Annotated in this window: 23 protein-coding genes; 11 read left to right on the top strand and 12 right to left on the bottom strand. The window is 69.1% G+C overall.

Annotated elements, in window-relative coordinates; translation table 11 throughout:
• Positions 1–31 precede the first annotated feature (31 nt).
• The gene (locus tag JL101_RS28260; RefSeq protein WP_203098586.1) at positions 32–529 is read left to right on the top strand and encodes a L,D-transpeptidase family protein; all 498 of its coding nucleotides are present in this window, start codon (positions 32–34) and stop codon (positions 527–529) included.
• Positions 530–548: 19 nt separating this feature from the next.
• Here JL101_RS28260 and JL101_RS28265 read toward each other — a convergent pair whose 3' ends face one another.
• Positions 549–1,256, bottom strand: a complete 708-nt coding sequence (locus JL101_RS28265) for a YggS family pyridoxal phosphate-dependent enzyme (protein WP_203098587.1) — start codon at positions 1,254–1,256, stop codon at positions 549–551.
• Between the two features lie 286 nt (positions 1,257–1,542).
• Between JL101_RS28265 and JL101_RS28270 the strand changes: the two genes are divergently transcribed.
• Positions 1,543–2,736, top strand: coding sequence for a cupin domain-containing protein (locus tag JL101_RS28270; protein WP_203098588.1), 1,194 nt, complete (start codon positions 1,543–1,545; stop codon positions 2,734–2,736).
• Here the strand turns inward: JL101_RS28270 and JL101_RS28275 are convergent, their stop codons facing one another.
• The 4 genes from JL101_RS28275 to JL101_RS28290 form a co-directional block, all read right to left on the bottom strand.
• On the bottom strand, positions 2,737–3,174 hold the full coding sequence (locus JL101_RS28275; RefSeq protein ID WP_203098589.1) for a type II toxin-antitoxin system death-on-curing family toxin: 438 nt from the start codon (positions 3,172–3,174) through the stop codon (positions 2,737–2,739).
• 26 nt (positions 3,175–3,200) lie between these two features.
• Positions 3,201–3,425: an AbrB/MazE/SpoVT family DNA-binding domain-containing protein gene (locus JL101_RS28280; RefSeq protein WP_158047864.1), complete on the bottom strand. Its 225-nt coding sequence runs from the start codon at positions 3,423–3,425 to the stop codon at positions 3,201–3,203.
• Between the two features lie 179 nt (positions 3,426–3,604).
• Complete coding sequence (locus JL101_RS28285; RefSeq protein ID WP_203098590.1) at positions 3,605–4,735, bottom strand: porin; 1,131 nt, start codon at positions 4,733–4,735, stop codon at positions 3,605–3,607.
• A 237-nt stretch (positions 4,736–4,972) separates the two neighbouring features.
• A complete protein-coding gene (locus JL101_RS28290) occupies positions 4,973–6,067 on the bottom strand; it encodes a porin (protein WP_203098591.1) in 1,095 nt (364 codons plus the stop codon).
• Between the two features lie 160 nt (positions 6,068–6,227).
• On the opposite strand from JL101_RS28290, the gene JL101_RS28295 reads away from it, so the two are divergent.
• The 4 genes from JL101_RS28295 to holA all read left to right on the top strand — a co-directional run bounded on the left by JL101_RS28295 (position 6,228) and on the right by holA (position 11,321).
• Positions 6,228–6,521 (top strand): GIY-YIG nuclease family protein, encoded by a 294-nt coding sequence (locus JL101_RS28295; RefSeq protein WP_203098592.1) that lies wholly within the window; start codon positions 6,228–6,230, stop codon positions 6,519–6,521.
• 431 nt (positions 6,522–6,952) lie between these two features.
• The gene (locus JL101_RS28300; RefSeq protein WP_203098593.1) at positions 6,953–7,555 is read left to right on the top strand and encodes a DUF3576 domain-containing protein; all 603 of its coding nucleotides are present in this window, start codon (positions 6,953–6,955) and stop codon (positions 7,553–7,555) included.
• A gap of 129 nt (positions 7,556–7,684) precedes the next feature.
• Positions 7,685–10,261: a leucine--tRNA ligase gene (gene leuS, locus JL101_RS28305; protein WP_203098594.1), complete on the top strand. Its 2,577-nt coding sequence runs from the start codon at positions 7,685–7,687 to the stop codon at positions 10,259–10,261.
• Positions 10,262–10,289: 28 nt separating this feature from the next.
• On the top strand, positions 10,290–11,321 hold the full coding sequence (holA, locus tag JL101_RS28310; protein ID WP_203098595.1) for a DNA polymerase III subunit delta: 1,032 nt from the start codon (positions 10,290–10,292) through the stop codon (positions 11,319–11,321).
• A 159-nt stretch (positions 11,322–11,480) separates the two neighbouring features.
• On the opposite strand, the gene JL101_RS28315 is transcribed toward holA, so the two are convergent.
• The gene (locus JL101_RS28315; RefSeq protein WP_203098596.1) at positions 11,481–13,301 is read right to left on the bottom strand and encodes an ABCB family ABC transporter ATP-binding protein/permease; all 1,821 of its coding nucleotides are present in this window, start codon (positions 13,299–13,301) and stop codon (positions 11,481–11,483) included.
• An 8-nt stretch (positions 13,302–13,309) separates the two neighbouring features.
• Complete coding sequence (locus JL101_RS28320; protein WP_203098597.1) at positions 13,310–15,892, bottom strand: response regulator; 2,583 nt, start codon at positions 15,890–15,892, stop codon at positions 13,310–13,312.
• Between the two features lie 235 nt (positions 15,893–16,127).
• On the opposite strand from JL101_RS28320, the gene JL101_RS28325 reads away from it, so the two are divergent.
• On the top strand, positions 16,128–16,376 hold the full coding sequence (locus JL101_RS28325; protein WP_203098598.1) for a hypothetical protein: 249 nt from the start codon (positions 16,128–16,130) through the stop codon (positions 16,374–16,376).
• A gap of 117 nt (positions 16,377–16,493) precedes the next feature.
• Here the strand turns inward: JL101_RS28325 and JL101_RS28330 are convergent, their stop codons facing one another.
• The 4 genes from JL101_RS28330 to JL101_RS28345 form a co-directional block, all read right to left on the bottom strand.
• A complete protein-coding gene (locus JL101_RS28330; protein WP_203098599.1) occupies positions 16,494–17,111 on the bottom strand; it encodes a pyroglutamyl-peptidase I family protein in 618 nt (205 codons plus the stop codon).
• A gap of 18 nt (positions 17,112–17,129) precedes the next feature.
• A complete protein-coding gene (gene trpS / locus JL101_RS28335) occupies positions 17,130–18,128 on the bottom strand; it encodes a tryptophan--tRNA ligase (RefSeq protein ID WP_203098600.1) in 999 nt (332 codons plus the stop codon).
• A 75-nt stretch (positions 18,129–18,203) separates the two neighbouring features.
• Positions 18,204–19,769: a murein biosynthesis integral membrane protein MurJ gene (murJ, locus tag JL101_RS28340; protein WP_203098601.1), complete on the bottom strand. Its 1,566-nt coding sequence runs from the start codon at positions 19,767–19,769 to the stop codon at positions 18,204–18,206.
• Between the two features lie 46 nt (positions 19,770–19,815).
• Positions 19,816–21,987: a DUF2961 domain-containing protein gene (locus tag JL101_RS28345; protein WP_203098602.1), complete on the bottom strand. Its 2,172-nt coding sequence runs from the start codon at positions 21,985–21,987 to the stop codon at positions 19,816–19,818.
• A gap of 88 nt (positions 21,988–22,075) precedes the next feature.
• Between JL101_RS28345 and JL101_RS28350 the strand changes: the two genes are divergently transcribed.
• The 3 genes from JL101_RS28350 to JL101_RS28360 are packed head-to-tail and all read left to right on the top strand — an operon-like array spanning position 22,076 to position 24,285.
• The gene (locus JL101_RS28350) at positions 22,076–22,993 is read left to right on the top strand and encodes a sulfite exporter TauE/SafE family protein (protein ID WP_203098603.1); all 918 of its coding nucleotides are present in this window, start codon (positions 22,076–22,078) and stop codon (positions 22,991–22,993) included.
• Between the two features lie 10 nt (positions 22,994–23,003).
• The gene (locus tag JL101_RS28355) at positions 23,004–23,789 is read left to right on the top strand and encodes a TIGR02186 family protein (protein ID WP_203098604.1); all 786 of its coding nucleotides are present in this window, start codon (positions 23,004–23,006) and stop codon (positions 23,787–23,789) included.
• Position 23,790: 1 nt separating this feature from the next.
• Positions 23,791–24,285: a universal stress protein gene (locus JL101_RS28360; RefSeq protein ID WP_203098605.1), complete on the top strand. Its 495-nt coding sequence runs from the start codon at positions 23,791–23,793 to the stop codon at positions 24,283–24,285.
• Positions 24,286–24,305: 20 nt separating this feature from the next.
• Here JL101_RS28360 and JL101_RS28365 read toward each other — a convergent pair whose 3' ends face one another.
• The gene (locus JL101_RS28365; protein WP_228435207.1) at positions 24,306–25,532 is read right to left on the bottom strand and encodes an adenylate/guanylate cyclase domain-containing protein; all 1,227 of its coding nucleotides are present in this window, start codon (positions 25,530–25,532) and stop codon (positions 24,306–24,308) included.
• A gap of 109 nt (positions 25,533–25,641) precedes the next feature.
• Between JL101_RS28365 and JL101_RS28370 the strand changes: the two genes are divergently transcribed.
• Entirely contained in the window at positions 25,642–26,199 is a 558-nt protein-coding gene (locus JL101_RS28370) for a NifU family protein (protein ID WP_203098606.1), read from the top strand.
• The last annotated feature ends 22 nt before the right edge of the window (positions 26,200–26,221 follow it).

Raw genomic sequence — 26,221 nt, forward strand, 5'->3', positions numbered from 1 at the left:
TCGGATCGCCCGCGTCCGATAGGCAGGAACCATGGATATCGAGGTTTCACGGGATGGCGTCCTGACCTGGCCCGGCGGCAGCTTCCGCTGCGCGCTCGGCCGCGGCGGCATCAGCGCCGTCAAGCGCGAAGGCGACGGCGCCACGCCGGTCGGCAGCTTCCCCCTGCGCCGGGTGCTCTACCGCCCGGACCGGCTGACCGTACCGGAGACCGCGCTTCCCGTGGCGTACATCGCCCCGGATGACGGCTGGTGCGACGACCCCGCCGACCCGGACTACAACCGTCCGGTCAAGCTCCCCTTCGTCCCCAGCCACGAGGAGATGTGGCGGACCGACGGCCTGTACGACGTCGTGGTGGTGATCGGCCACAACGACGATCCCGTCGTCCCCGGCGAGGGAAGCGCCGTCTTCATGCATGTGGCGAAGCCCGATTACGAGCCGACCGCCGGCTGCGTCGCCCTGGCGCTGCCAGATCTCCTGGCCCTGCTGCGAGACTGCCGCCCGGGCGACCGCCTGACCGTCGCCGGCTGACCGGCTTTCCCGCCGTCCCCTATTCCTTCGGCGGCCGGGCGCCGAAGATCGCGGTGCCGACGCGGACATGGGTGGCGCCGAAGCGTACCGCCGTCTCAAAGTCGCCGCTCATGCCCATGCTGACAACGGGCAGGCCGTGGCGTTTCGCCAGGTCGGACAGCAGCGCGAAATGCAGGGCGGGCTCCTCGTCCGCCGGCGGGATGCACATCAGGCCGGAGACCGGCAGCCCGTATTCGGTCCGGCAGGTCTCCAGGAAGGCGCCGACCTCCTCCGGCGGGATGCCGGCCTTCTGCGGCTCCGCCCCGGTATTGACCTCGACATAGCAGGCCGGCCGCCGGCCCTGCTTGGCCATCTCCTCGGCCAGCGCCTTGGCCAGCTTGGGCCGGTCCACGGTCTGGATCACGTCGAACAGCGCCACCGCCTCCTTCACCTTGTTGGTCTGGAGCGGGCCGATCAGGTGAAGCTCGATGTCGGGATAGCGCTCGCGGAGCGCCGGGAACTTGGCCTTCGCCTCCTGCACCCTGTTCTCGCCGAACACGCGCTGGCCGGCCTCCAGCGCCGCCTCCAGCTTTTCGACCGGCTGGACCTTTCCGACGGCGACCAGCGTGACGCCGGCGGGATCGCGCCCGGCCTCGCGGGCGGCCTCGGCTATGGCGTCGCGCACGGCCGCTAGGTTGGCGGCGACGTCGGAACCGGATTCGGGTGTGGGCGTATCTATGGTCATCATGATCCGTCTTGTCGCGCATCGGGCCGGAAACGGCAAGGCCCAACCCGGATGCCGGCCCCGGCTCCCCTGCTGCCGGAGGTGCCGGGATCACGGATGAACGGGATAGGCACGGATATCATTTCCCCCTGGTGGATTCGTCCCCCGGCCTGATATTCGATCGGCAAGAAAACGCATCCGTGTTCATCCGTGCCTATCCGTGTCCATCCGTGATCCTGCCACCTTCCCGAACAGAGGCTTGACCGGATTTCACCCCCGGACCGGATCAGACCCGCGAGAGAGGGACCCCATGTCCGAGACGATCGCCAGCCTTGCCGACATCCTTCACCCGCTGACGCCGGAGGAGTTCTTCCGCGACTATCACGGCCGAAAGCCCCTCCACATCCCCGGTGCCGCCGGCAAGCTGGCCTCGGTCATGGACTGGCGCACGCTGTCGGGGCTGCTCGGCCAGTCCGGCCTGTGGTCGTCCAAGTCGCTCCAGCTCGTGCTCGACACCCGCATCCTCGACGCCCCGGACTATTGCCGGCCGGGCCTGGACCGGGAGGGGCGGGAGGCCATGATGGCCGACCTGGACAAGGTCGGCACCTGGCTGCGGCGCGGCGCCTCGCTGGTGTGCAACGACATCGACAGCCTGACCCCCGGCCTGAAGGCGGTCGCCAACGCGCTGGAGCAGGGCCTCGGCGGCAAGGCGCAGGCCAACCTCTATTGCTCGTGGCGGGCGCACCAGGCGTTCGGCAGCCATTTCGACACCCACGACGTCTATGCCCTGCATGTGGAGGGGCAGAAGACCTGGCGGATCTACCAGCGCCATTTCGAGGACCCGATCGCGCACCCCTTCTTCAAGACCCTGGGGCAGGAGTTCCACGACAAGCACAAGGGTCCCGTCAGCCTGGAGGTCACGCTGAAGCCGGGCGACGTGCTGTACCTGCCGCGCGGCTGGTACCACGACGCCCTGGCTTCGGCCGAGACCGCGATCCACATCGCCTTCGGCCTGACCTCGGTGATCGGGCTCGACCTGATCTCCATGCTGTTCGAGCGGGCGGTGCAGGACCCCGTGTTCCGCCGCACCGTGCCCCGGCCGGACGCGCCGGACGGCGCCATGGCCGAGCATCTGGCGGCGCTTGGCGCCCGGGTCGCGGAGTATGTGCGCGAGCCGGCCGTGGTCCAGCAGTTCGCCGCCTTCATGCGGGGCTACCACTACGACCGGGGCTCGCTCGACCTGCCCGGCGACGCGCTGGCGAAGCGCTGGCGCCGCCGCAACGCCAACCTCAAGGTGACCCGCGGCCCGGCCGGCTGGCAGCTGGGCGACGACCGTCGCGCGGTGCCGATCCCGCCGGGCGCCGAGGGGCCGGTATCCTGGGTCGTCGGCCGCGAGAGCTTCACCGAGACCGAACTGGCCCAGGCGCACCCCGGCCTGAACGAGAAGGCCCGGCGTCAGCTGCTGACCGACCTTTCCAACATGAAGGTGGTCGAGGTGGCGTGATCACGGATTGGGGTCGATGGGGTAGGAGTGGTCGGCCACCCAGTCACGGAACCTGTCTTCCGACAGCGCGCCGGCGGCGAGATCCAGGATCCTGTCGGCCGCTTCGCGCTCGGCCGCGTCGAGTTCGAACCCGTTCAGGCCGAGCGTGACGCCGAGCGCCGCGAAGGCTGCCCGCTTGTTGCCGTCCACGAAAGGATGGCTCCGGCATATGCTGACGCATAGTGCCGCCGCCAGATCGAAGATCGTCAGCCTGTCGTCACCGTAGGCGATGAGTTGGAAAGGGCGGGCCAGCGATGCCTCCAGCGCTCCGGGATCGCGCAATCCCGGAGCCCCGCCATGCTCCGCCAGCAATTCGCCATGAAGGTCGAGGAGCGCCTGCAAAGGCGGGTTCAGGAAGCGCCGGCCCTGGATCGTCGCTTCTTCGACAACCAAGTTCATTTCAGCCGGGCTCATTTCGGCCGGGTTCATTTTGAAAGGATCGCCATGGTGCGGCGATAGCGTGCCGCGAAGCGCCGTCCGATCTCCATCGCCTGATTGTAACCGTCATCCGCCTTGGTGATCTCGATCTTTCCATCCCGGACTTCGACAGCGACCTCGTCGCCTCGGCTCAGCCCGGCCGAGGCAAGCACGTCGCGGGGCACGGTCAGGCCGGTCGAATTGCCGATCTTGGTCAGTTTAGTGGTGTGCATGGTGGCCTCGCCTCTGTGACCGTCCGATTATGTAATAACGACTGTTATTACGTCAAGGGGAATCCACGACGATTGGGCTTGATAGCCATTGCCCAACGAAAACGGGGCGGTGGTTCGCACCACCGCCCCGGTTCCGAAGGTTCCAGGAACATCCCAGGCCCGCGAGGGCCGGGCGGTTCTTAGAAGTTCAGGCGGGTGCTGACGACCCAGACATAGCCGTCGGTGCTGACCTTCTGGTTGGCGGCCGTCGCGGCGGCGGTCGTCTTCAGGTCCTCTTCGAGGTACAGCAGGTCGGACTGGATCAGGAAGCCCGGAGCCAGGACATAGGTGCCGCTCAGGCCGTAGAGCTCGTAGCTGTCGGCGTAGGTGCCGGGAGCGCGCTTGTAGCCTTCGGAGTCCGAGTAGAACAGGCCGACGGTGGCCGGGCCGGCGGTGTAGGTGGCGCCGACGTTCCAGGCATGCTGGTCGCCGCTGTCGGTCCGGATCGGAACGTTGAAGTTCCCGGCGTCGATGTAGCTGCCGCCGAACTTGAAGCCGGCATAGCCGACCTGACCGCCGAGCTGATAGGCGGTGAAGTTCTTCAGGGCAGTGGTGTTGGTCGTACCCTTGCCGTTGCCGCTGGTGCCGGTGGCGGCGGCGGAGACCGCCACGCCTTCGAAGGTGTTGACGTAGTTCAGGCCGAACTCCAGGAAGTCGGAGTAGCCGACGGAGTTCTTGGTGGCGATGACGTTCTGCGCTTCGTCACCGTTCTCCGGCGTGTAGCTGAAGCCGCCCTGGAAGCCCATGAAGCGCGGGGTCAGATACATGATTTTGGTCGCGTCGCTGCTGTCCGGGGCCTTGATGGCGGCACCCCAGGGCGTGCGGCCCAACTCGAAGGTGCTGCCGTTGGACGAGAAGCCCGTGACGGCGAGGAAGTCGATGCCGTCGCCGTCGATGGCCTCCACGCCGGTCAGCGGGGCATAGATCGCCAGGGTGTCGGCGGCGCCGTCGAAGTCGCCCAGTTCCAGCCGGCCCCAGGAGCCGCACAGATAGACCGACGCCTCGTCGGTGCCGACGCTGCTGGTCGTGCCGTTCTGCAACTCGACCTTGGCGCCGTACAGCAGCCCGTTGTCGGCCTTGCCGTCCGCCTTGACGACGATCTCGGTCTCGAGCTGGAACTCGCGGTCGGTGCCGTTGACCAGATTATTGTCGTAGATGGCCGCGAAGAATTCGGTGTAGCCGCCCAGGGTGACCTTGATCTGGGCGTTGGCGGCGGAAGCGAAGCCGACGACGGCGGCGAGCGCGGTGGTGGCGAGGAGGATGTTCCTCATTGTTTTGACTCCCTCTGGAAACCTTTGAACTACCCAATCTTTCGGGGATGCGATTTGGGATAATCCTTTATGGGTAATCCTTGCAATCCGCTATTACCATCGGCCGTGTAGAAGCGCCCACACTGTGGCGCATTCAACACACGGCCCGCGTCGGAGCCGTACGTGGAATCGAAAACGGCGGCACCCGGGGGTGCCGCCGTTCCTCGGTCCGGAGAGACGGTGCGGACGCCGCCGGGATCAGAAGTCCAGGCGGGTGCCGACCACGAAGACGTAGCCGTCGTTGCTGCCCTTGACCGTGGCGCCGCGGGTGCCGGTCAGGACGTCGTCCTCGAAGAAGGTGACCTCCGTTTCCAGGATCATGCCGGGCGCCAGGGCATAGGTCGCGCCCACGCTGAAGGCCTGATAGTCGTCGCTGTAGTCGGTCGTACCGCCGTATGCTCCCGTATAGCCCTGGGCGTTCAGGTAGCTGGCGGCGACGGCGACGGGGCCGACCGTGTAGCTGCCGCCCACGTGCCAGGCGGTCTGGTCGTCGTCGATGGCGCCGGTGGTCGGCAGCAGGAAGTCGCCGGCATCGACATAGCCGCCGCCGAAGGCGAAGCCGCCGAAGGTGAACTGGGCACCCAGGTTCCAGGCGGTGAAGTCCTCGACCCCGCTGGTCGTGCCGCTGGACGCCGTGGTCAGGGTGGCGCCGAGCGCCACGCCCAGGCCCGAGAACTCGCCCGTGTAGTTGATGCCGAACTCGCCGACGTCCTTGTAGGTGCTGACCGTCTTGAGCGCGACGACGCTCTGCGCCTGGTTGTCGGCTTCCGGCGTGTAGCTGGCGCCGCCCTGGAAACCCGCGATGCGCGGGGTCAGGTACATGATCTTGGTCGAGTCGCCGCTGTTCGGGATATGCATGCCGAAGTTCGGCTGGCCGCCCGCGAAATCCGGGTAGTCGCCGTCGATCTGCTCCACGCCGATCACGGGGGCGTAGATCTTCAGGGTATCGGAGGCGCCGTCGAAGTCGCCCAGTTCCAGCCGGCCCCAGGTACCGCCCAGATAGACCGAGGCCTCGTCGGTGCCGACGCCGGTGCCGCCGTTGGGCGTGCTGTTCTGCAGCTCGATCTTGGTGCCGTACAGCAGCCCGTTGTCGGCCTTGCCGTCGGCCTTCACGACGATCTCCGTCTCGAGCTGGAACTCCCGGCTGGTGCGGTCCGACCCGGTGTCGTCGTCGAAGGTCGCGGCGAAGAACTCGGTGTAGCCGCCGAGCGTGACGGTGACCTGTGCCTGGGCCTGCGCGGCGAACGCGCAGACAGCTGCGGTGGCGGTCGTGGCGAGAAGGAGCTTGCGCATCAGTTTTCCCCGTAATGACTTCTGGTCTATCGACCGTTCGGCCTATTGTTGTGATTTTCGGGGTATGAGCAGCAAATGCTTTCTATCGCGCTGCCATAGACAACCTGAGACCGTAACAATTTTGCCACTTATGTGGTAACTAGAACGGAGAGAAACGCTTATGGAGCTTGGCGGCTGGTTGTACATGATGGCGAACCGCCCGGAAGGGACGCTCTATGTGGGTGTGACTTCGAATCTTGCCCGGCGCGCCTATGTGCACCGCGCACGCACGTCGGACGGCTTCACGAAGCGCTACAATCTCCAGCGTCTGGTGTGGGGCGAGCGGTACGACGACATTCGTGTGGCGATCCAGCGCGAGAAGAACATCAAGCATTGGCCGCGGGCCTGGAAAGTGGCACTGATCGTCGCTGCGAATCCGGACTGGAGGGACCTGTACGAGGACCTCATGAAGTGACCGGCGCCTTGCCTTCCCGCCACGGCGCCCGCTTCCCCTTCCGTCACGGCGCACCCGTTCGCCCTTCCCAACAGGCACCCGCTCCCCCCCTTCCCGTCATGACCGGGCCTGACCCGGTCATCTCCCGGCGTACAGGCGCCTCGCTGCCGCCTGCGGGGGATAGCCGGGTCAAGCCCGGCGACGACGAATGGGGAAGGCGAAGTGCAGGGCAGGGCGGGGGCAAGGGCAGAGGCAGAGGCAGAGGCAGAGGCCGGGTGCCGCCTTCCGCTCCCCCCTTCCGTCATGACCGGGCTCGCCCCCGCCATCGTCCCACGTGCGGAACGGGCGGAAGGGCCGCAGCCCGTCGGAGCATCCCGTTTGACCGATCGCTTGCGCTCGCACACGCCTTTGGTCTAATTTCCGGCGCCCGAACCGCAGAGATGTCAGACAAAATGGCCCGTTTTCCGCTTTCCACCGCCCGGACGCGCAACAAACCGGGGACGCCGACCCGGCGCAAGTCGGCCGCAGCCCTGCTGGGCGTGCTCGGCGCAACGCTGCTGCTGAGCGGTTGCGGCGGCGTCCAGCCGGAAGCCAAGTTCCCCGACCCGGACGAGGACAAGCGGTACCGCTACGGCAGCCTGCTCGGCGGCGAGGGCGGCTTCACGCTGCTCGGCCCGCGCCGCGCCGAGTCGGGGCCGCAGGACGGCCAGGGCATCGGCGTCAACAGCTATCTGTGGCGCGCCTCGCTCGACACGCTGGCCTTCATGCCGATCGCCTCGGCCGATCCGTTCGGCGGCGTGATCCTGACCGACTGGTATTCCCCGCCGGAAACCCCGAACGAGCGGTTCAAGGTCAACCTCTACATCCTCGACCGGCAGCTTCGCGCCGACGGGGTGCGGGTCAGCGTCTTCCGCCAGCAGCGCGCCGGAACCGGACCCAACGGCGGCGAGTGGCGGGACTCGGGGGTCAGCACGGAAACGGCGAGCCGGCTGGAGGACACCATCCTGACGCGGGCCCGCCAGATCCGGATCGCGCAGACCGCCGACAGCCGGTAGGCGTCCCGGCCGGCGGGTTTTTTCAGGGCTCCGGCGGGAACGATCGGCCGGGGCCGACGATAGTCGATAGTGCGTTGGTGATGCGTCGCCCGCCCTGCTTGGGCATCGGGGCGCGGTGAGGGATGGTTCATGTCGCGGTACAACTCCAAGGAAACGGAAGCGAAGTGGCAGGCGGTCTGGGACGAGCGGGGAAGCTTCGTCGCCCACGAGAACCCCTCCCGGCCGAAATACTACGTGCTGGAGATGTTCCCCTACCCGTCGGGGCGGCTCCATGTCGGCCACGCCCGCAACTACGCCATCGGCGACATGGTGGCGCGCTACAAGCGGGCGCGCGGCTTCAACGTGCTCCATCCCATGGGCTGGGACGCCTTCGGCCTGCCGGCGGAAAACGCCGCCATCGCCAACAAGGTGCATCCCGCGACCTGGACCTACGAGAACATCGCGACCATGCGTGCCCAGCTCAAGACGCTGGGCCTCGCCTATGACTGGACGCGCGAGATCGCGACCTGCGCGCCCGAATATTACCGCCACGAGCAGAAGATCTTCCTGGACTTCCTGAAGGCGGGCCTGGCCTACCGCAAGGAAAGCTGGGTCAACTGGGACCCGGTCGAAAACACCGTGCTGGCCAACGAGCAGGTGATCGACGGGCGCGGCTGGCGCTCCGGCGCGCCGGTCGAGAAGCGCAAGCTCAGCCAGTGGTTCCTGAAGATCACCCAGTACGCCGACGAGCTGCTCGACGCCATCGGCACGCTCGACCGCTGGCCGGACAAGGTCCGGACCATGCAGGAGAAGTGGATCGGCAAGTCCTCCGGCCTGCGCTTCACCTTCGACCTGGCGGACGATCCCGAGAAGATCCCCGAGAAGATAGAGGTCTTCACCACCCGGCCGGACACGCTGTTCGGCGCCAGCTTCGTCGCGGTGTCGCCCAACCATCCGCTGGCGGCCCGGCTGGCGGCGTCCAATCCCGACCTCGCGGCCTTCATCGCGGAATGCAACCGCATCGGCACCAGCGAGGCGGCGATCGAGACGGCGGAGAAGCTGGGCTTCGACACCGGACTGAAGGCGATCCACCCCTTCGTCGAGGGCCGGACCGTGCCGGTCCACGTCGCCAACTTCGTGCTGATGGAATACGGCACCGGCGCCATCTTCGGCTGCCCGGCCCATGACCAGCGCGACCTGGACTTCGCCCGCAAGTACGGCCTGCCCGTCCTGCCCGTGGTCGTCCCCGACGGTGCCGACCCGGCCGCGTTCGAGGTCGGGACCGAGGCCTATGTCGGCCCCGGCCACTTGGCGAACTCCGCCTTCCTGGACGGGATGGAGGTCGAGGCCGCCAAGCGCGCCGTGATCGAGCGCATGGAAGCGGCCGGCAAGGGCGAGGGCACCACCATCTACCGCCTGCGCGACTGGGGCGTAAGCCGCCAGCGCTACTGGGGCTGCCCGATCCCGGTGATCCACTGCGAAAAGTGCGGCATCGTCCCGGTCCCGGAACAGGACCTGCCGGTGGAACTGCCGACCGACGTCAGCTTCGACCAGCCGGGCAACCCGCTGGACCACCACCCGACCTGGAAGCACACGGTCTGCCCGACCTGCGGCGGCGAGGCCCGGCGGGAGACCGACACCTTCGACACCTTCTTCGAAAGCTCCTGGTACTTCGCGCGCTTCTGCTCGCCGCACGACACGGCGACGGCGTTCGAGCGGGGGGCGGCGGACTACTGGCTGCCGGTCGACCAGTATATCGGCGGCGTCGAGCATGCGGTGCTCCACCTGCTCTATTCCCGCTTCTTCACCCGCGCCCTGAAGGACTGCGGCTATCTCGCGGTGGCCGAGCCGTTCGAGGGGCTGATGACCCAGGGCATGGTGACCCACGCGACCTACCGCGACGCCTCCGGCCAGTGGCTCTATCCGGAGGAGGTCGAGCAGCGCGACGGCCGGACCGTCAAGCGCGGCACCGGCGAGGCGGTGGAGGCCGGCCGGCTCGAGAAGATGAGCAAGTCGAAGAAGAACGTCGTCGGTCTGGAGCATATCATCGACAATTACGGCGCGGACACCATGCGGCTGCTGCTGCTGTCCGACAGCCCGCCGGAACGCGACCTGGAATGGACCGAGTCGGGCATCGACGGCGCCTGGCGCTACGTCGCCCGCGTCTGGCGCCTGATCACCGAGCCGGTGGTGCCCCTGGCCCCGGCGGGCGCTCCGGCTCCCGCGGCCATCTCCGACAAGGGGCAGGCGGTCCGCCGGATCGTCCACAAGACGATCGACGGCTTCGGCGACGACGTCGAGAAGTTCCGCTTCAACAAGGCCGTCGCCCGAGTCCGCGAACTGACCAACGCGCTGGCCGAGCTGGACGGCAAGGGCGCCGGCGAGGACTGGGTGCTGCGCGAGGGCTTCGAGACCCTGGTCAAGCTGATCGGCCCGATGATGCCCCACCTGGGCGAGGAGCTGTGGCAGGGCCTGGGGCATTCGACCCTGCTGACCGACTCGCCCTGGCCCGAGGCCGACCCCGCCCTGGTGGTGGACGAGAGCGTCGTGGTCGCGGTGCAGGTCAACGGCAAGCTGCGCGCCCAGATCCCGCTGCCGCGCGACGCCGCCGAGGACGCCGCGCGCGAGGCGGCGCTGGCCGACGCCAACGTGCAGCGGGCGATGGAGGGCAAGCCGGTCCGCAAGCTGATCTACGTGCCCAACCGGATCGTCAATGTGGTGGTGTGACCCGGCGGCCGATCGGATGGTGTAGGCGATGAAAATCCCGGCCGGCCGGATCGAGGGGTTCGTCCGCCGTCCCGACCCCAACGTCCGGGCGGTGCTGTTCTACGGCCCCGACGGCGGCCTGGTGCGCGAACGGGCCGACACCGTCTCGCGCGGCGTGGTCGAGGACCAGCACGACCCGTTCCGCGTGGTGGACATGCTCGGCTCCGCCATCGCCAAGGACCCGGCGCGGCTGGCCGACGAGGTGGCCGCCCTGTCCCTGACCGGCGGCAGGCGCCTGATCCGCATCCGCGACGCCGACGACGGCGTGACCGGCGCCTTCGCCTCCCTGTTCGAGTCGCTGCCCGGCGGCGACAGCATGGTGGTGGTCGAGGCCGGCGACCTGTCCAAGGGATCGAAGCTGCGGGCATTGTTCGAGAACGCCCCGGCCGGCGCCCCGATCCCCTGCTACGTGGAGGACGAATCGGCGCTGGCCGACACCATCGCCGGCATGCTGGCCGCCCACAAGCTGACGGTCAGCGCCGACGCCCGCGACTTCCTGGCGGCCAACCTGGTGGGCGACCGCATGATCGCGCGGGGCGAGGTCGAGAAGCTGGTGACCTACATGGGCGGGGACGCCCGCCGGGTCGAGCTGGAGGACGCCCAGGCCTGCATCGGCGACAGCGGTGCTTTGGAGATGGACGCGCCCTCCTGGGCCGCCGGGGACGGCGACTTCGCCGGGGTGGACCGCGCGCTGCGCCGCCTGTTCGCGGAAGGCATGAGCCCGGTGCCGATCCTCCGCTCCGCCCAGCGGCATTTCCAGCGGCTCCAGCTGGTCGTGGCCCAGGTGGAGAAGGGCGACTCGGTGGAGCGCGCCGTCGCCACCCTGCGCCCGCCGCTGTTCTTCAAGGTCAAGAATCAGTTCACCGGCCAGGTCCGGCGCTGGACCCCGGCGGCACTCCGCCAGGGCCTGGACCGCCTGACCGACGCCGAAGCCGACTGCAAGCGGACCAACATGCCCGACGAGACCATCTGCGCCCGCGCCTTCTTCCAGCTCGCCGTCCTGGCCCGCAGCCGCCGCTGAGCGATGGCCGATGGTGATGCATAGCGGGCCGGACAAGCGAAAGCTCCCTTTTCATCATGCGCGGGTCAAGCCCGCGCCTGAAGTATAGGAAGTAGAAAGAGACGCGACCCGGGCGGCATCGCTGCCCATCGCCGTTATCTGTGGCAAAGGACCCCAGTTTCACTCCGCCGCGTCGCGGTCGGCCTGCTGGCGCGCCCACAGCGCCGCGTAGGCACCGTCCCGCGCCAGCAGGGCCGCATGGGTGCCGCGTTCCACCGCCCGGCCATCCTCCAGCACCAGGATTTCGTCGGCATGGACCACCGTGGACAGCCGGTGGGCGATCACGACAGTCGTGGTGCCGCGGCTGACCTCGCGCAGGCTCTGCTGGATCGCCAGCTCCGTGTGGCTGTCCAGCGCGGAGGTCGCCTCGTCGAACAGGAACAGGCGGGGCCGCTTCAGGATCGCGCGGGCGATCGCGACCCGCTGCTTCTCCCCGCCCGACAGCTTCAGCCCGCGCTCGCCCACCAGGCTGTCGTAGCCGTCGGGCAGGCCGGCGACGAAGTCGTGGATCCGGGCGAGGCGGGCAGCCCGCTCGACATCCGCGCGCGAGGCGCCGGGCCGGCCGAAGGCGATGTTGTACAAGATCGTGTCGTTGAACAGCACCGTGTCCTGGGGCACCACGGCGATCGCGGCGCGCAGGCTCGCCTGGGTCACCGAGGATATGTCGGCGCCGTCGAACAGGATGCGGCCCGACGTAGGGTCGTAGAACCGGAACAGCAGGCGCCCGATCGTCGATTTCCCGGCGCCGCTCGGCCCGACGATCGCCAGCGTCCCGCCCGGCGGCAACTCGAACGAAACGTCCCTCAGCACCGGCCGGCGCGGGTCGTAGGCGAAGCCGACCCGGTCGAACCGCAACCGGCCGGGACCGTCGGGCAGAGTGGTCGCGTCCGGTGCGTCGGCCACCTCGGCGGGCTGGTTCAGCAGTTCCAGCATCTGTTCCACGTCGGTCAGCGACTGCTTGATCGAGCGGTAGAGCTGGCCCAGCCGGTCGAGCGGGCGGATCAGCTGGAGCAGGTAGGTGTTGACCAGCACGAAGTCGCCGACCGTCATGGCCCCGGCCGCCACCTGGCGCGCCGCCAGCAGGATCATCGCGGTCAGCCCGGCCCCCAGGATCGAGACCTGGAGGATTCCGGTCAGGCTGCGCCACAGCATGGCGTTGATGGTCAGCCGCTCGACCTCGCGCAGCGCCCCCTCGTAGCGGCCGGCGATATGCTCCTCGTTGCCGAAATACTTGACCGTCTCATAGTTCAGCAGGCTGTCCACCGCCTTGCCGTGGGCCTCGGCGCCTTCCGCGACCGCCCGGCGCTGGCGCCGGCGCAGCCATTCCGACCCGATCACCAGGCAGACCCCGTAAAGCGCCAGGGTCGCCACGGTGATCCCGGCGAAGGCCGCGCTGAACGACCCGAGCAGCACGGCGCAGATGATCGCGATCTCGGCGAACAGCGGCAGGATCAGGAAGACCACGTCGAACAGCAGCTCGCGGATCCCGCGCATGCCGTTGTCGAGCACCCGGCTGATCTGGCCGGTGCGCCGGCCCAGGTGGAAGCGCAGGCTCAGCTCGTGGACATGGCGGAACACGGCCATGCCCATGTGGCGCTGCATCCGCTGCTCGATCGGGCCGTACAGCGCCCAGCGCAGCTCGTTGAATACCTTGGCGAGCCACTGCATGGCGCCGTAGGCCAGCAGCAGGGCGACCGGGATCGCCGCCAGTTCCGCCCCCGCCGGGGCCGAGATCCTGTCCACCGCGCGGGCGAACAGGATCGGCACCGTCGCGTTGAGCGCCGCCGTCAGGCACAGCAGCGTCATGGACACCGCCAGCCGGACCCGCAGCCCGCGGTCGTCGCGCGGCCACAGGAACGGCAGCATCAGCCTGAAGACCCTGCGGTCCACCGACGGCAATGCCGGGGCGTCGGAGGGGCGTTCGTTCAGGATACGCGGCATGGCCCCGCTCAGGCCGGCTTCGGCAGCGACTGGAACGCCTTGCGGATGCCGTTGCGCGTATAGGGCTTGGGCAGGAACACCGCGTCCAGCCCCGCTTCCCCCCGGCCGTCCCGGACCGCGCCGCCGTAGCCCGAGGCGACGATGACCCGCAGGCCGGGGTCGCCCTCCAGCGCCTCGCGGGCGAGGTCCAGGCCGGACCGCCCCGGCAGGCCGATATCGGTGAACAGCACGTCGATCCCGCCGTCCCGCAGCTCACGCAGGGCGGCATCGGCGTCCGACACGGCCGTGACGGTGTGTCCCAGCGCCTCCAGCATGTCCGCGGTGGAGGCCTGGATGATCCCGTCATCCTCCACCAGCAGCACGCGCAGCCCCTGCGGCGGCTCGTCCGTCCGGGCAGCCGTCGGCGGCTGCGCCAGGGGAACCGGGCGCGCGGCCTGCCGCTGCCGCTGGTTGGCCAGCAGGTGGCGGATCCGGCGCGCCAAGTCCTCCCGCCGGTAGGGCTTGCTCAGGAGCTGCACGCCGGGATCGAGCCGCCCGCCGTGGACGATGGCGTTCTCGGTGTAGCCGGAGGTGAAGAGGACGGCCAAGTCCGGCAGCGTCTCGCGCGCCTGCCGGGCCAGCTCCGGGCTCCGCAGCGGGCCGGGCATCACCACGTCGGTGAACAGCAGGTCGACCAGCACGCCGCTGCGGATGACCGCCAGGGCGCTCTGCGCGTCGGCCGCCTGGAGCACCCGGTAGCCCAGGCCGGTCAGGATCTCCACCGTGGCCGCGCGCACCTGGGGATCGTCCTCGACCACCAGCACGGTCTCGGTGCCGCCCGCCACGGGACCGCCGCGCAGTTCGGGCGCCGGCTCCTCCGCGGCCTGGCGGGACCGCGGCAGGTAGATCTTCACGGTCGTGCCGTGGCCGACCTCGCTGTAGAGCTTGACGTGGCCGCCGGACTGCTTGACGAAACCGTGGACCATGGCCAGGCCCATCCCGGTTCCCTTGCCTTCCGGCTTGGTCGTGAAGAAGGGCTCGAACGCCCGTTCCATCAGCTCCGGGGGCATGCCGCAGCCGGTGTCCGACACCGCCAGCATGACGTACTGGCCCGCCGTGACCTCCGGATGCTGGAGCGCGTAGAGGTCGTCCAGCATCGCGTTCCCGGCTTCCAGCGTCAGCCGCCCGGTGCCGTCCATCGCGTCGCGGGCGTTGATCGCCAGGTTCAGGATCACGTTCTCGACCTGGTTGGGATCGGCCAGCATGCTCCACAGCCCGCCGGCGATCACCGTCTCCACCTCGATCCCGTCGCCCAGCGCCCGGCGCAGCAGGTCGTCCATGCCACGCAGCAGGCGGCCCAGGCTGACCGGACGCGGCTCCAGCGGCTGCCGACGGGCGAAGGCGAGCAGCTGGGACGCCAGCCGGGCGCCGCGCTGGACGGCGCCCATCGCCGAATCCAGCCGGCGCGCGGTGGCGGCGGGATCGCCCGCGAACTCGTGCTGCAGCAGGTCCAGGTTGCTGCCGATCACCTGGAGCAGGTTGTTGAAATCATGCGCCACGCCGCCGGTCAGCTTGCCGATCGCCTCCAGCCGCTGGGCCTGGCGAAGCGCCGCCTCGGCCTGGACGCGCTCGGCCTCGCTCTTCTCCAGCGCCGCGGTGCGCTCCCGCACCAGCGCCTCCAGGTCGGTCTGGTACCGCATCAGCTCGTCCCGGGCCCGCTTGCGGTCGGTCACGTCGTGGCCCTGGACGAAGATGGCCGAAACGGAGCCGTCCGGCTTCAGGACCGGCTGGTAGACGAAATCCACGAACAGCTCGGTGGCCGTTGCATCGGGGTCCGGTTGGACCAGCAGGCGCATGTCGCGACCGACATACGCCTGGCCGGTCGCATGGACATGGTCCAGCAACTCGTAGAAACCCTGGCCCTCCACGTCCGGCAGCGCCTCGCGCACCGGCTTGCCGAGGATGTCGCGGCGGCCGACCAGCCTGTAATAGGCGTCGTTGGCGAGGTCGAACACATGGTCCGGACCGCTGATGACCGCGATGAAGCCGGGCGCCTGGGTGAACAGCCTGTGCAGCCGCTCGAGCTCGGCGTCCAGGGTCAGGTTGGTTTTCTGGACCGCCTGGGCGCGGCGCAGCAGATCGCTTTCCAACTGCTCGCGCGGTCCCTGCGGCATGTCGCCGCCGCCCAGGGCGACCGCCTCCTTCAGGCGATGCAGTTCGGTGACGTCCACCGTGTGCTGCAGGATCAGGCCCACGCCGCCCAGGTGGTTGAGCAGCGGCGTGTGGGTGGCGCTCCAGAAACGCTCCTCCATCACGGTCCCCTCGGGCGTCGTCCGGGCGATGGCGTAGGGGATGACGGCGATCGCGTCCACCTGCCGCGTCCGCAGCACCCGATCGAACGAGGCCCGGAGCTGCGCCTCGTTGTCGCCTCCGGGGAAGGCGTCGAACATGTTGCGTCCGACGATCTGCTCGCGGGTGCGCCCGGTGACGTTCAGATAGGCGCCGTTGCAGCCGAGGATGGTGAGGTTGCGGTCAAGCAGGACATAGGGATTGGGGGAAGCGTCGAACAGCGACCTGTAGACGGCCGGGTCGGACAGGTCCAAGGTCGGCACTATCGAAGCTCCATTATTCAATCACCGGTATAAATAGCGATGGTGCGCTTTTCAGGGATGGCGCCAAAACCTAGCTCGTTATGCCGAGATTGCAACCTCAACCAATTGGCTGAGAACGATGGTGCCGAGGCGTGGCGGGTGCCGGGTTACTATTCCATTACTCATATGAAGGCCGCCTATCGAGACACTCTGGAATGTTTTTTATACTTTATCGGGTGGTATTCTCGCGGGAGGGATGATGGACCAGGAAGCAAAGGATCTTCTGACGGCTTTGCTCGGCAGGCTCGTGGACATCGAAAGCCAAGTAGATGAACTGCGCCGCGAGGCGGCCGAAATCAAGGCCGGCATCGCCCGGTGGGAACGCGACGGGAGCGTAATCAGGGAGACTTTGGAAACGACCAACCAGCAATTGCTCGGCAGGATCGAGCAATTGTCTTATCACTACGAGCGGCTGGTCGGTGTCCGGCCGCTCGCGGCGGAATGATGTCGATCGTCGCACAAGTTGTTGCGTAGGTCGGCCTTCGCCCGGAGGGCGAACGCCGACACCGTGCGCCGACGCTCATCCATGATGTCGGCGTCGTCCCTTCGGGCCGAGGCCGACCTACGCGATGCCAGCCTTCAACATTACCCTTACCTCATCCAGCAGGATGACCGCCGCCCGCTCCTGGGCGTCGAGGTCCATCCCGGTCCGGTCCGTCTCGCCGGCCACCTGCCCGGGCAGCGGCGGCAGATGGACGAAGCCCATCGGCATCGCCGATCCACGCCGCTCGATGCCGTGCCTGACGCCGTAGAACAGGTGGTTGCAGACATAGCCGCCCGCGTGCCCGCTCTCCATCGCCGGAATGCCGGCCGCCTCCAGCGCCGCGATCATCGAGTCCACCGGCAGGGTCGACCAGTACCCCACCGGCCCGTCCTCCGCGATGCGCAGGCCGTTCCGGACCACGCCCGCATTGTCCGACGCCGCCGCCTCGTCCAGGTTGAGCGCCACCCGCTCCAGCCGGATGCGGTCGGTGCAGCGGGCAAGGCCGAAGGCGATGGCGGCGTCCGGCCGGTGCCGCTCCAGCAGGGCTTCGAACCGGGCGACACTGGTGCCGTACTCGACCGGCAGCACGGCGGCCACGACGCCGTCCATGCCGGAAAGCCGGTCCATCAGCAGGGCGGAGGGGTTCAGGTCATTGGGGCCGAACCGCTCGAAGCCGGTCACCAGGATGCGGGTCATGACGCTCTGTGGCTGTGATCAGGGGCGCAGCAGGCCGATGATATCCTTGATGTCCGCCAGGTTGGCCGACGCGATCGCGTTCGCCTTGTCGGCACCCCGGCGCAGGATGCGGTCGATCTCGCCGACGTCCGCCATCAGCCGGTTCATCTCCGTGCTGATCGGCGCCAGCTTGTCCACCGCCAGGTCCACCAGCGCGCCCTTGAAGCCGCTGAACTGCTGCCCGGCGAACCGGTCCAGGGTATCCTGGCGCGAGGTGCCGGCCAGGGCCGAATAGATCGTCACCAGGTTGTCCGCCTCGGCCCGCTTCTCCAGGTCCTCGACGCTCTCCGGCAGGGGGTCCGGATCGGTCTTGGCCTTGCGCACCTTCAGCGCGATGGTGTCGGCGTCGTCGGTCAGGTTGATGCGCGAATAGTCGGACTCGTCCGACTTGCTCATCTTCTTGGTGCCGTCGCGCAGCGACATGACCCGGGTCGCCTCGCCGAGGATCTGCGGCTCGGGCAGCGGGAAGAAGTCCTTGTCGTAATGGCGGTTGAAGGCGCCGGCGATGTCGCGCGCCAGCTCCAGGTGCTGCTTCTGGTCCTCGCCGACCGGCACGTGGGTCGCCTTGTAGACCAGGATGTCCGCCGCCATCAGCACGGGATAGGCGTAGAGGCCCAGCGCCGCGTTCTCCCGGTGCTTGCCGGCCTTCTCCTTGAACTGGGTCATCCGGTTCAGCCAGCCCATCGGGGTATGGCACGACAGGATCCAGGACAGCTCGGAATGGGCCGCGACCGCCGCCTGGTTGAAGATGATGCAGCGTTCCGGATCGATGCCGGCGGCGATGTAGGCGGCCGTGACCTCCCGCGTGTTGCCCAGCAGCACGGCGGGGTCCTGCGGCAGCGTCAAGGCATGCAGGTCGACGATGCAGAAGATGCTCTCGAACTGGTCCTGCAAGGAGACCCAGTTGCGCAGCGCGCCCAGGTAATTGCCCAGATGCAATTGGCGGGTCGGCTGCATGCCCGAGAAGATGCGGTTCACTGGTCGTCTCCACTACCCTGAAAGCTCAAGCCCCGTGCTGGGCGCCGGCTGTTATCTCCCCTGGGGCCGGGCCGGTCAAGCCGCGCCGGACCCGTCGGGAGCCCGCTTCAGCAGAATGCCGATCTCGCCCAGCCGCATGCCGCCGATGCCGTGGGCGACCGCGAAATAGACCGCGGCGCCGACGCCGACCAGCGCCGCCAGCGCGGTCGCCCGGACGACCGACGGCCCGGCCAGCCACGGCTCCAGCGCCCAGGCCGCGCCGACCAGCGCGGCGCCCATGGACAGGCCGGCGAAGAGCAGGCGCGGTGCCCGGCCGCGCAGGCGGGCGTCGATGTCGAACTGACCCCGGCGGTGCAGCATCCAGCCCAGCAGGCCCGCGTTCAGCCAGGCCGTCGCCCCGGTGGCGAGCGCGATGCCGACATGGCCCAGGACGCCGATCAGCGCCAGCCCCAGCGCCGCGTTGGCGACGGCCACGACGATCGCGGCCCGGACCGGCGCCGAGGTGTCGTGCCGGGCGAAGAAGGCGGCGTTCAGCACCTTCACGATCACATAGGCCGGGATGCCGATGGCGTAGGCCGCCAGCGCCCAGGCGGTCGCCGCGGTCTCCTCCGGGCCGAAGGCGCCGCGTTCGAACAGGACATGGATGATCGGATGCGCCACGGCCACCAGGGCGATCGCCGCCGGCAGCCCCAGCGCCAGAGAGAATTCCAGCGCCCGGCTCAGGAAGTGCCGGACCGCGTCGTGGTCGCGGGCCGCCACGTGGCGCGACAGCACCGGCAGCAGCGCCGTCCCGATCGCGATGCCGATGACGCCCAGCGGCAGCTGGTTCAGCCGGTCGGCGTAATAGAGGAACGATACCGCCCCGGAGGGGAGCAGCGACGCCAGCACGATATCCACGAACAGGTTGATCTGCATGACCCCGGTGCCGATCGCGCCCGGCGCCATCAGCACGAACAGGCGCCTGACCCGCGGCGTCAGGCGCGGCCGGGGCAGGCGCAGGCTGACGCCGGCGGCACGGCAGGACGCCGCGAGCCAAAGGAGCTGCACCACGCCGGCCAGCGTCACCGCCTGCGACATGGCGTATCCCGCCGACACGCCGGTCCCGCGCGCCAGCAGCAGTGCCGCGATCAGGGTCAGGTTGAAGGCGATCGGCGCCGCGGCGAACGGCCCGAAACGCTCCAGCGAGTTCAGCACCCCGCCCAGCAGGGCCACCAGCGAGACCAGCAGCAGGTACGGGAACGTCATGCGGGCATAGTCGACCGCCAGCGCGAACTTGGCCGGCTCGTCCGCGAATCCCGGCGCCAGCCCGTGCATCAGCCAGGGCATCAGCGCCACCATGACGAGCACGAAGGGCAGCAGCACCGTCAGCATGACGGCCAGCGCCTCCTCCGCGAAGGCCTGCGCCGCCGCTTGGCCCCTGCGCTCCAGCTCGGCCGAGAAGATCGGCACGAAGGAGACGGAGAAGGCGCCCTCCGCGAACAGGCGGCGGAAGAAGTTGGGCAGCTTCAAGGCGACGAAGAAGGCGTCGGCGACCGGCCCGGCCCCCAGCACGGCGGCGGTCAGGATGTCGCGGGCGAACCCCGCCACCCGGCTGAGCATGGTCAATCCGCCGACGGTGGCGATGGCGCGCGCGAAACTCATGATGGGGAGGATCTAGCCGAGATGCAGGCCGCTGGGAAGGGCGCCGTCATCGCCCCGGATCGAACTCCGGCTCCACCCAGCACCAGGCTTCGTAGCCGATTTCCGACCAGGCCGATTCCGGAACCGGCATTCCCGGCAGCAGCGGCCGGCCGACCGGCTCGTACGCGACCCGGACCCGGATCGAGGAGCGGTCCCGGGTCAGGTGCAGCGGCAGCAGGAACTCGTCCTCGGCCAGCCGGCGGCCGGCGGTCACCACCACGGGGGCCGGCGGGTCCAGCTCGCCCGGCGGGAAGCTGTGGTAGACCGTGTCCGACCCGGCGAGGTACCAGGTGCCGGCCGGCTCCCAGACCGGCTCGGCGTCGGCGCCGTCGGCCACGAAGACCGCGGCGCGCTGGTCGGGCATGCCGTAGTCCAGCGTTCGGCGGAGCATCACCCCCCGATTGTCCGGCCGGATGCCCAGCGTGAACTCCGACGCACCCGTCGTGTAGCGGACCGTTCGGGTCTCCTGCCCCGGATCGGGAACCCCCATGCGGCGCGTGGTCAGCGCGCGGGGCGCCGTGGCGTCGGGCGAGCGGTAGCCGTGGGCCCGCTCGGACGCCGCGTCGCCGATCTCCAGCGCGTCGGTCCGGGCCAGCGAGGCGGCGGGCAGCCCGTACCAGTAGGTCACGGTCCGGTAGCGCTCGGCCATGTCGTTGGTCCCGCCATGCTCCAACTGGATGCGGGCGTTGCGGCCGAACGGGAACAGGTCGGCCAGCAGGAACCGATAGGCGGAATGGACCAGGTCGGCCGGCGCCTTGGCCTCGGCGGGCGTCGGGGCGCCTATGGGATGGCCGGCGAAGGGCAGCGTCATGGTCCGCCCACCCCAGTAATCGCCGCCGCCGCCCCACTCCTCCGTGCCGGTCCCATGGCCCTGCGGGTTCTTCGCGTCGTCGAAGAAGAAGCGCGGGTCACCCTCCAGGGTTCCCAACTCCGCCCGGTCGGTGAAGGTGAACGAGGTGCCGACGAACGAGCCCGACCAGTCCCGGCTGCCCTCGATCCCGCGCGTGTCCAGCAGCACATGGTCCCGGCCCGGCTCGCCGCCGCCATGGTCCCGGTACGTGGCGTGGAAATACCCCACCGCCGACGGGCGGTCGCGGAACGGTTCATGGCGCAGTTCCGCCGCCAGGTCCACCGGCGCGGCCAAGCCGCCGGGAGGCACCAGCTCCACCACCGCCCCGCGGAAGAACGGCATCGGGAAATAGCAGTCCAGATGGACCCGGTCGCCGTCGTAGCGGATGCCGACCGGGAACGCCTTGACCAGGTATTCCGCCTCATCGCGGTTGTAGAGCAGTCCGGCCCCGAAGAACAGCGCCAGGGGCGCGTCGACCGACGGCTCCGCCCTGCCGTCCCAGGTGATCCTCAGCCGGGCATCGGACAGCTCCAGCGCCCGGTCGCGCGGCACGGTCAGCTTCAAGGCTCGGACCATGGCCGGTCCGTCCAGCCGGAACAGGGTCAGCGGCTTGCCGGGTGAGAGCGCCGCCCGCTCCGAAACAGCGGTCCCCGGCGGCGCGATGTCGGTGCCGGACCGCCCGATCAGGTCGAGCACCGCCGCGTCGGGCGGCGTCCGCAGGTCGAACGCACGGGGCCGGGACGTCAGGGGCGTCCCCTCGGCGAAGCGGTGATGGATGTAATAGCCGGTGCCGTAGTGAGTCCGCCCATAGGCCAGGCGGAGCGACCGCTCGAACGGGACCGGGACCCAGTTGAGGTCGGCGCCCCGGGTGGTCGACCAGGACCAGGCCAGCGGCGGCGGCAGCGCCTCGACCGGCTGGAAGGTGGAGCCGGGGGTCGGCGATTCCGGCCCGGCCGTGCTGGTCTCCCGCACCACATGGTCGGTGCCGTCCACCTCGTAATGCCATGGGCTGCCGTGCCAGTGGTTCGTCCGCACGAAATACAGGATCCCCGGTCCCAGCACGTCGAGCGTCACGTTGAAGTCCGGCCGCTCGCCGTACAGGAAGTGCGACGCGTCGGCGGTCCGGTTGCCGCCCTCGCGGTCGAAGGTGGAATTCATGTAGGCCCGGACGCCGATCCGCTGGTAGGGCCACCGCTCCCACTGCGCGTAGGCGTCCAGCCCGGCCGGCACCGGGGGCGGCCAGTCCGCGGCGGCGGCGCCGTCGTCTGCGGCGGCGGTCGCCATCAGGCAGGACATGGCGGCGGCGATCGCGATGCGTCGTTCCATCATGCGGCATCCTCCCGGGACCCGAAAGCTCTTTGCCGGCCCCGTGCGTAAGGTTAAGGTACCGGCCCGTCCTCCGGTACCCCCGCCGACCATGCAAGTCTATCTTCCCATTGCAGAAATGTCCGTCAACGGGCTGCTCGTCCTGATCATGGGGGGAGTCGTCGGTTTCCTGTCCGGCATGTTCGGGGTCGGCGGCGGGTTCCTGATGACCCCGCTGCTGATCTTCATCGGCGTGCCGCCGGCGATCGCGGTCGGGACCCAGGCCAACCAACTGGTCGCGGCCAGCGTCTCCGGCGTGCTCGCCCACTGGCGGCGCAAGAACGTCGACGTCAAGATGGGGCTGGTCATGCTGGTCGGCGGGGCATTCGGCACCGCGCTGGGCGTCTGGATCTTCGGCATCCTCCAGGAACTGGGCCAGATCGACCTGGTGATAGCACTCTCCTACGTGCTGTTCCTGGGCGTGATCGGCGGGCTGATGCTGATCGAGAGCGTCGGCGCCCTGCTACGCGGCCGCAAGGCCGCCGTCCGGCGCAAGCTGCACAAGCACACCTGGCTTCACGGGCTGCCGTTCAAGATGCGCTTCCACCGCTCGCGCCTGTTCATCAGCGCGCTGCTGCCCGGCGGCATCGGCTTCGTGGGCGGGCTTCTGGTGGCGATCATGGGCATCGGCGGCGGCTTCCTGCTGGTGCCCGCCATGATCTACCTGCTCGGCATGCCGACCGCCATGGTGGCCGGCACCTCGCTGTTCCAGATCATCTTCACCACCGCCATCGCCACCTTCCTCCAGGCGGCGGCCAACAACACGGTGGACGTGATGCTGGCGCTGCTGCTCCTGGTCGGCGGCGTGATCGGCGCCCAGTTCGGCACCAAGGCCAGCGGCTACCTGCGCGGCGAGCAGGCGCGGGCGCTGCTGGCGCTGCTGGTCGTCGCGGTGGCCCTGCGGCTCGCCTTCGACCTGGTCGTGCCGCCGCCCAATCTCTACTCCATCACGGTCCCGGTGGACCGGTGAGGCCGAACCGGTGAAGCGTCCATCCGTTCCGACCGGGATCGCCGCGGCAATCCTGTCCGCTCTCCTGCTGGCCCTCCTGGCCGCAGGCGGGCAGCTGCCGCGCAGCGCCTGGGCGCAATCCCTGGTGGCCGACCTGTCGAACCACCTGATCGCCATCAACACCGGCTTCGTCGGGACCGAGGTCGTGCTGTTCGGCGCCATCGACGGCCCGGGCGACGTGGCCGTGGTGGTCCAGGGTCCGCCCAGCGAGGTGATGGTCCGCCGCAAGTCGCGGATCGCCGGCATCTGGATCAACGCCGCCAGCATGGAGTTCCAGCAGGCGCCCAGCTTCTACAGCGTCGCGACCAACCGCCCGCTCGACCAGATCGTCGGCGACGCCGTGCTGGCCCGGCACGAGATCGGCCTGTCGCACCTTCGGCTTGTCCCCGCCGCCTCCAGCCGCGCGGCACCCGACCGGGTGCGGGAGTTCCGCGAGGCGCTGATCCGCAACAAGCAGGAGCTGGGCCTGTACGGCACCGCCCACGGGCAGGTCGCGTTCCTGGGCGAGCGGCTGTTCCGCACCAACGTCTATTTCCCGGCCAACGTGCCGACCGGGGCCTACACGGTCAGCGTCTTCCTGATCCGCGACGGCGACGTGGTCAGCGCCCAGACCACGCCGCTGACGGTCAGCAAGGTGGGCTTCAGCGCCGAGATCTTCGAATTCGCGGTGAGGCAGTCCACTTTGTACGGAATCTCGGCCATAATCTTCGCGGTGGCGGCCGGTTGGCTGGCCGGCGCGATCTTCCGAAAGGTGTGACATGAGCGATCCCGGGACCACGGCTTCGGCAACTCACCAGCGCATCTTCCTGGTGGTGGTCGACGACAGCGAGGAGCTGAACATCGCGCTGACCTACGCCTGCCTGCGGGCGCGCAACACCGGCGGCCGGGTGGCGCTGCTCTACGTGATCGAGCCCAGCGACTTCCAGCACTGGATCGCGGTCGAGGACATCATGCGGGAGGAGCGCCGGACCGAGGCCGAGCAGGTGCTCCAGCGCCACGCCAAGCAGGTCAACGAGATCACCGGCACCCTGCCGATCCTCTATGTCCGCGAGGGCGAGCGGCGCGACGAGCTGCTGGGCCTGATCAACGAGGAACCGTCGATCTCGATCCTGGTGCTGGCCGCCGGCACCGGCCCGGAAGGGCCCGGCCCGCTGGTCACCCATCTGGCCGGCAAGGGCGTCGGCAAGCTGCGCATTCCCCTGACCCTGGTGCCGGGCAGCCTGAGGCGCGAACAGCTCGACCTGATCACCTGAGCGATCTCCGGGGACCGGCGTCACGCCGCCGGGCCGAACACCTGGATCGGCTCCCGCAGGCCCTTGACCGGCTGGTAGCCCAGCGAGGTCAGGCGCGGCGGGCAGACCGACGCGAACGCCTCCGAGGTCAGGATCGGCCGGCCCATCTCGGCGCACAGCCCCTCGATCCGGCTGACCAGGTTGACCGCCGGCCCGATCACGGTGAAGTCCAGGCGGTCGGGCGCGCCGATATTGCCGTACATGACGTCGCCGACATGCATGGCGATGCCCGCCTTCAGCGTCGGCAGCCCCCACGCCTGGAGCTCGCGGTTGCGGGTCTCCATCTGGCCGACCGCCTCCAGCGCCGCGTCCAGCGCGTCATGGACCTTGCCGTCCGGCGGGGTCCCTTCCGGCAGCGGGAAGATCGCCAGCATGGCGTCGCCGATGAATTTCAGGATCTCGCCGCCCCGCGCCTGCACGACACCGCCCATGATCTCGAAATAGCCGTTCAGCAGGCCGATCAGGTCGGCCAGCGGCAGCCGGTCCGCCAGGCTGGTGAAGCCCCGCAGGTCGCAGTACCACAGCACGGCGCGCAGGGTCTCGCCGGTGCCGCGCCGGATGTCGCCGGACAGGATGCGGGTGCCGGCCTCGCGCCCGACATAGGTGTCCAGCACGTTCACCGCCAGCCGCCGCAGCGCCATGGTCTCCAGCACGGTGGAGAGCGCCGGCATCACGTCGTAGATCAGCGTGAGCTGGTCGGAGGTGAAGCCGCCCGGCCGGTTGGACGTCCAGGTCGCGACGTTCAGCCGGCCGGTCGAGAAGCGCATGGGCATGGCGACGTAGTCGGTGCCGCCCTGCGCCTTCAGGTCGTCCAGGATCGTGTAGGGGTAGGGCGGATCCAGCTGTTCGATCCGGTACCGCATGGCGTCGGCCCCGCCCTCGATGATCGCGCCGATCGGGCTGTTCAGGTATTCGGGCCGGAGCTCGGTGCCGTGCTCGCGCTCGATCTCCTCGACGCCGTCACGGTCCCGCAGCCAGTTGAAGGTGATGCCGCGGATCTGCGGATGGAGCATGCGGACCTGCCAGGCCGCGCGGAACAGCGGCACCCCGCCCTCGATCAGCCGCTTGCAGAAGGCGTCGAGCAGCGCCGCGATGCTGGCGGACCGCCTGCCGTCCTCCATCAGCCAGTCGATCAGCTCCATCCGGCTGAGGATCGCGCCGACTTCCGGAGGGCTCGGGCTGGCGTCGAGGGTCGGCTCGGTGATCATGGCGGTCCCGCTGTATCCTTTCGCCGGTGCTGGTTATGCTTGATCTGCGATACGATCCTGCCCATTTCCGAGGAAGCTCGCCAGTGATGATGGTGGGAAGGAGAGATACATGTTTATTCAGACCGAACAGACGCCCAATCCCGCGACCCTGAAATTCCTGCCCGGGCGCGACGTCCTGGGGCGGGGCACGGCCGACTTCCCGACGCCCGGGGATGCAGCCCGCTCGCCGCTGGCGCAACGGCTGTTCGAGATCGACGGTGTCGCCGGGGTGTTCCTGGGGAGCGACTTCGTCACCATCACCAAGGGCGAGGACCGCGACTGGTACCTGCTGAAGCCGTCCATCCTGGGCGTCATCATGGAGCATTTCACCGCCGGGCGTCCCGTCCTGATCGAGACGGCCGCCGACGACAATGCCGCCCACGAGGACGACGACGAGATCGTCGCCCAGATCAAGGAGCTGCTCGACACCCGGGTCCGCCCCGCGGTGGCCCAGGACGGCGGCGACATCACCTTCCAGGGGTTCGAGGACGGCGTCGTCTACCTCAACATGAAGGGCTCGTGCGCCGGCTGCCCCAGCTCGACCGCGACCCTGAAGGCCGGCATCGAGAACATGCTGCGCCACTACATCCCCGAAGTGGTCGAAGTCCGCCAGAACGCCGCCTACTGACCGGCGCCCTTTCCGGGCACCT

The organism is Skermanella rosea, from assembly GCF_016806835.2.
GTDB lineage: Bacteria > Pseudomonadota > Alphaproteobacteria > Azospirillales > Azospirillaceae > Skermanella > Skermanella rosea.

What these genes read in the sequence shown, in the direction of transcription:
- JL101_RS28260 (WP_203098586.1), top strand. Translation starts at nt 32, where the DNA reads ATGGATATCGAGGTTTCACGGGATGGCGTCCTGACCTGGCCCGGCGGC.
- JL101_RS28265 (WP_203098587.1), bottom strand. Translation starts at nt 1,256, where the DNA reads ATGATGACCATAGATACGCCCACACCCGAATCCGGTTCCGACGTCGCC.
- JL101_RS28270 (WP_203098588.1), top strand. Translation starts at nt 1,543, where the DNA reads ATGTCCGAGACGATCGCCAGCCTTGCCGACATCCTTCACCCGCTGACG.
- JL101_RS28275 (WP_203098589.1), bottom strand. Translation starts at nt 3,174, where the DNA reads ATGAACTTGGTTGTCGAAGAAGCGACGATCCAGGGCCGGCGCTTCCTG.
- JL101_RS28280 (WP_158047864.1), bottom strand. Translation starts at nt 3,425, where the DNA reads ATGCACACCACTAAACTGACCAAGATCGGCAATTCGACCGGCCTGACC.
- JL101_RS28285 (WP_203098590.1), bottom strand. Translation starts at nt 4,735, where the DNA reads ATGAGGAACATCCTCCTCGCCACCACCGCGCTCGCCGCCGTCGTCGGC.
- JL101_RS28290 (WP_203098591.1), bottom strand. Translation starts at nt 6,067, where the DNA reads ATGCGCAAGCTCCTTCTCGCCACGACCGCCACCGCAGCTGTCTGCGCG.
- JL101_RS28295 (WP_203098592.1), top strand. Translation starts at nt 6,228, where the DNA reads ATGGAGCTTGGCGGCTGGTTGTACATGATGGCGAACCGCCCGGAAGGG.
- JL101_RS28300 (WP_203098593.1), top strand. Translation starts at nt 6,953, where the DNA reads ATGGCCCGTTTTCCGCTTTCCACCGCCCGGACGCGCAACAAACCGGGG.
- leuS (WP_203098594.1), top strand. Translation starts at nt 7,685, where the DNA reads ATGTCGCGGTACAACTCCAAGGAAACGGAAGCGAAGTGGCAGGCGGTC.
- holA (WP_203098595.1), top strand. Translation starts at nt 10,290, where the DNA reads ATGAAAATCCCGGCCGGCCGGATCGAGGGGTTCGTCCGCCGTCCCGAC.
- JL101_RS28315 (WP_203098596.1), bottom strand. Translation starts at nt 13,301, where the DNA reads ATGCCGCGTATCCTGAACGAACGCCCCTCCGACGCCCCGGCATTGCCG.
- JL101_RS28325 (WP_203098598.1), top strand. Translation starts at nt 16,128, where the DNA reads ATGATGGACCAGGAAGCAAAGGATCTTCTGACGGCTTTGCTCGGCAGG.
- JL101_RS28330 (WP_203098599.1), bottom strand. Translation starts at nt 17,111, where the DNA reads ATGACCCGCATCCTGGTGACCGGCTTCGAGCGGTTCGGCCCCAATGAC.
- murJ (WP_203098601.1), bottom strand. Translation starts at nt 19,769, where the DNA reads ATGAGTTTCGCGCGCGCCATCGCCACCGTCGGCGGATTGACCATGCTC.
- JL101_RS28345 (WP_203098602.1), bottom strand. Translation starts at nt 21,987, where the DNA reads ATGATGGAACGACGCATCGCGATCGCCGCCGCCATGTCCTGCCTGATG.
- JL101_RS28350 (WP_203098603.1), top strand. Translation starts at nt 22,076, where the DNA reads ATGCAAGTCTATCTTCCCATTGCAGAAATGTCCGTCAACGGGCTGCTC.
- JL101_RS28360 (WP_203098605.1), top strand. Translation starts at nt 23,791, where the DNA reads ATGAGCGATCCCGGGACCACGGCTTCGGCAACTCACCAGCGCATCTTC.
- JL101_RS28365 (WP_228435207.1), bottom strand. Translation starts at nt 25,532, where the DNA reads ATGATCACCGAGCCGACCCTCGACGCCAGCCCGAGCCCTCCGGAAGTC.
- JL101_RS28370 (WP_203098606.1), top strand. Translation starts at nt 25,642, where the DNA reads ATGTTTATTCAGACCGAACAGACGCCCAATCCCGCGACCCTGAAATTC.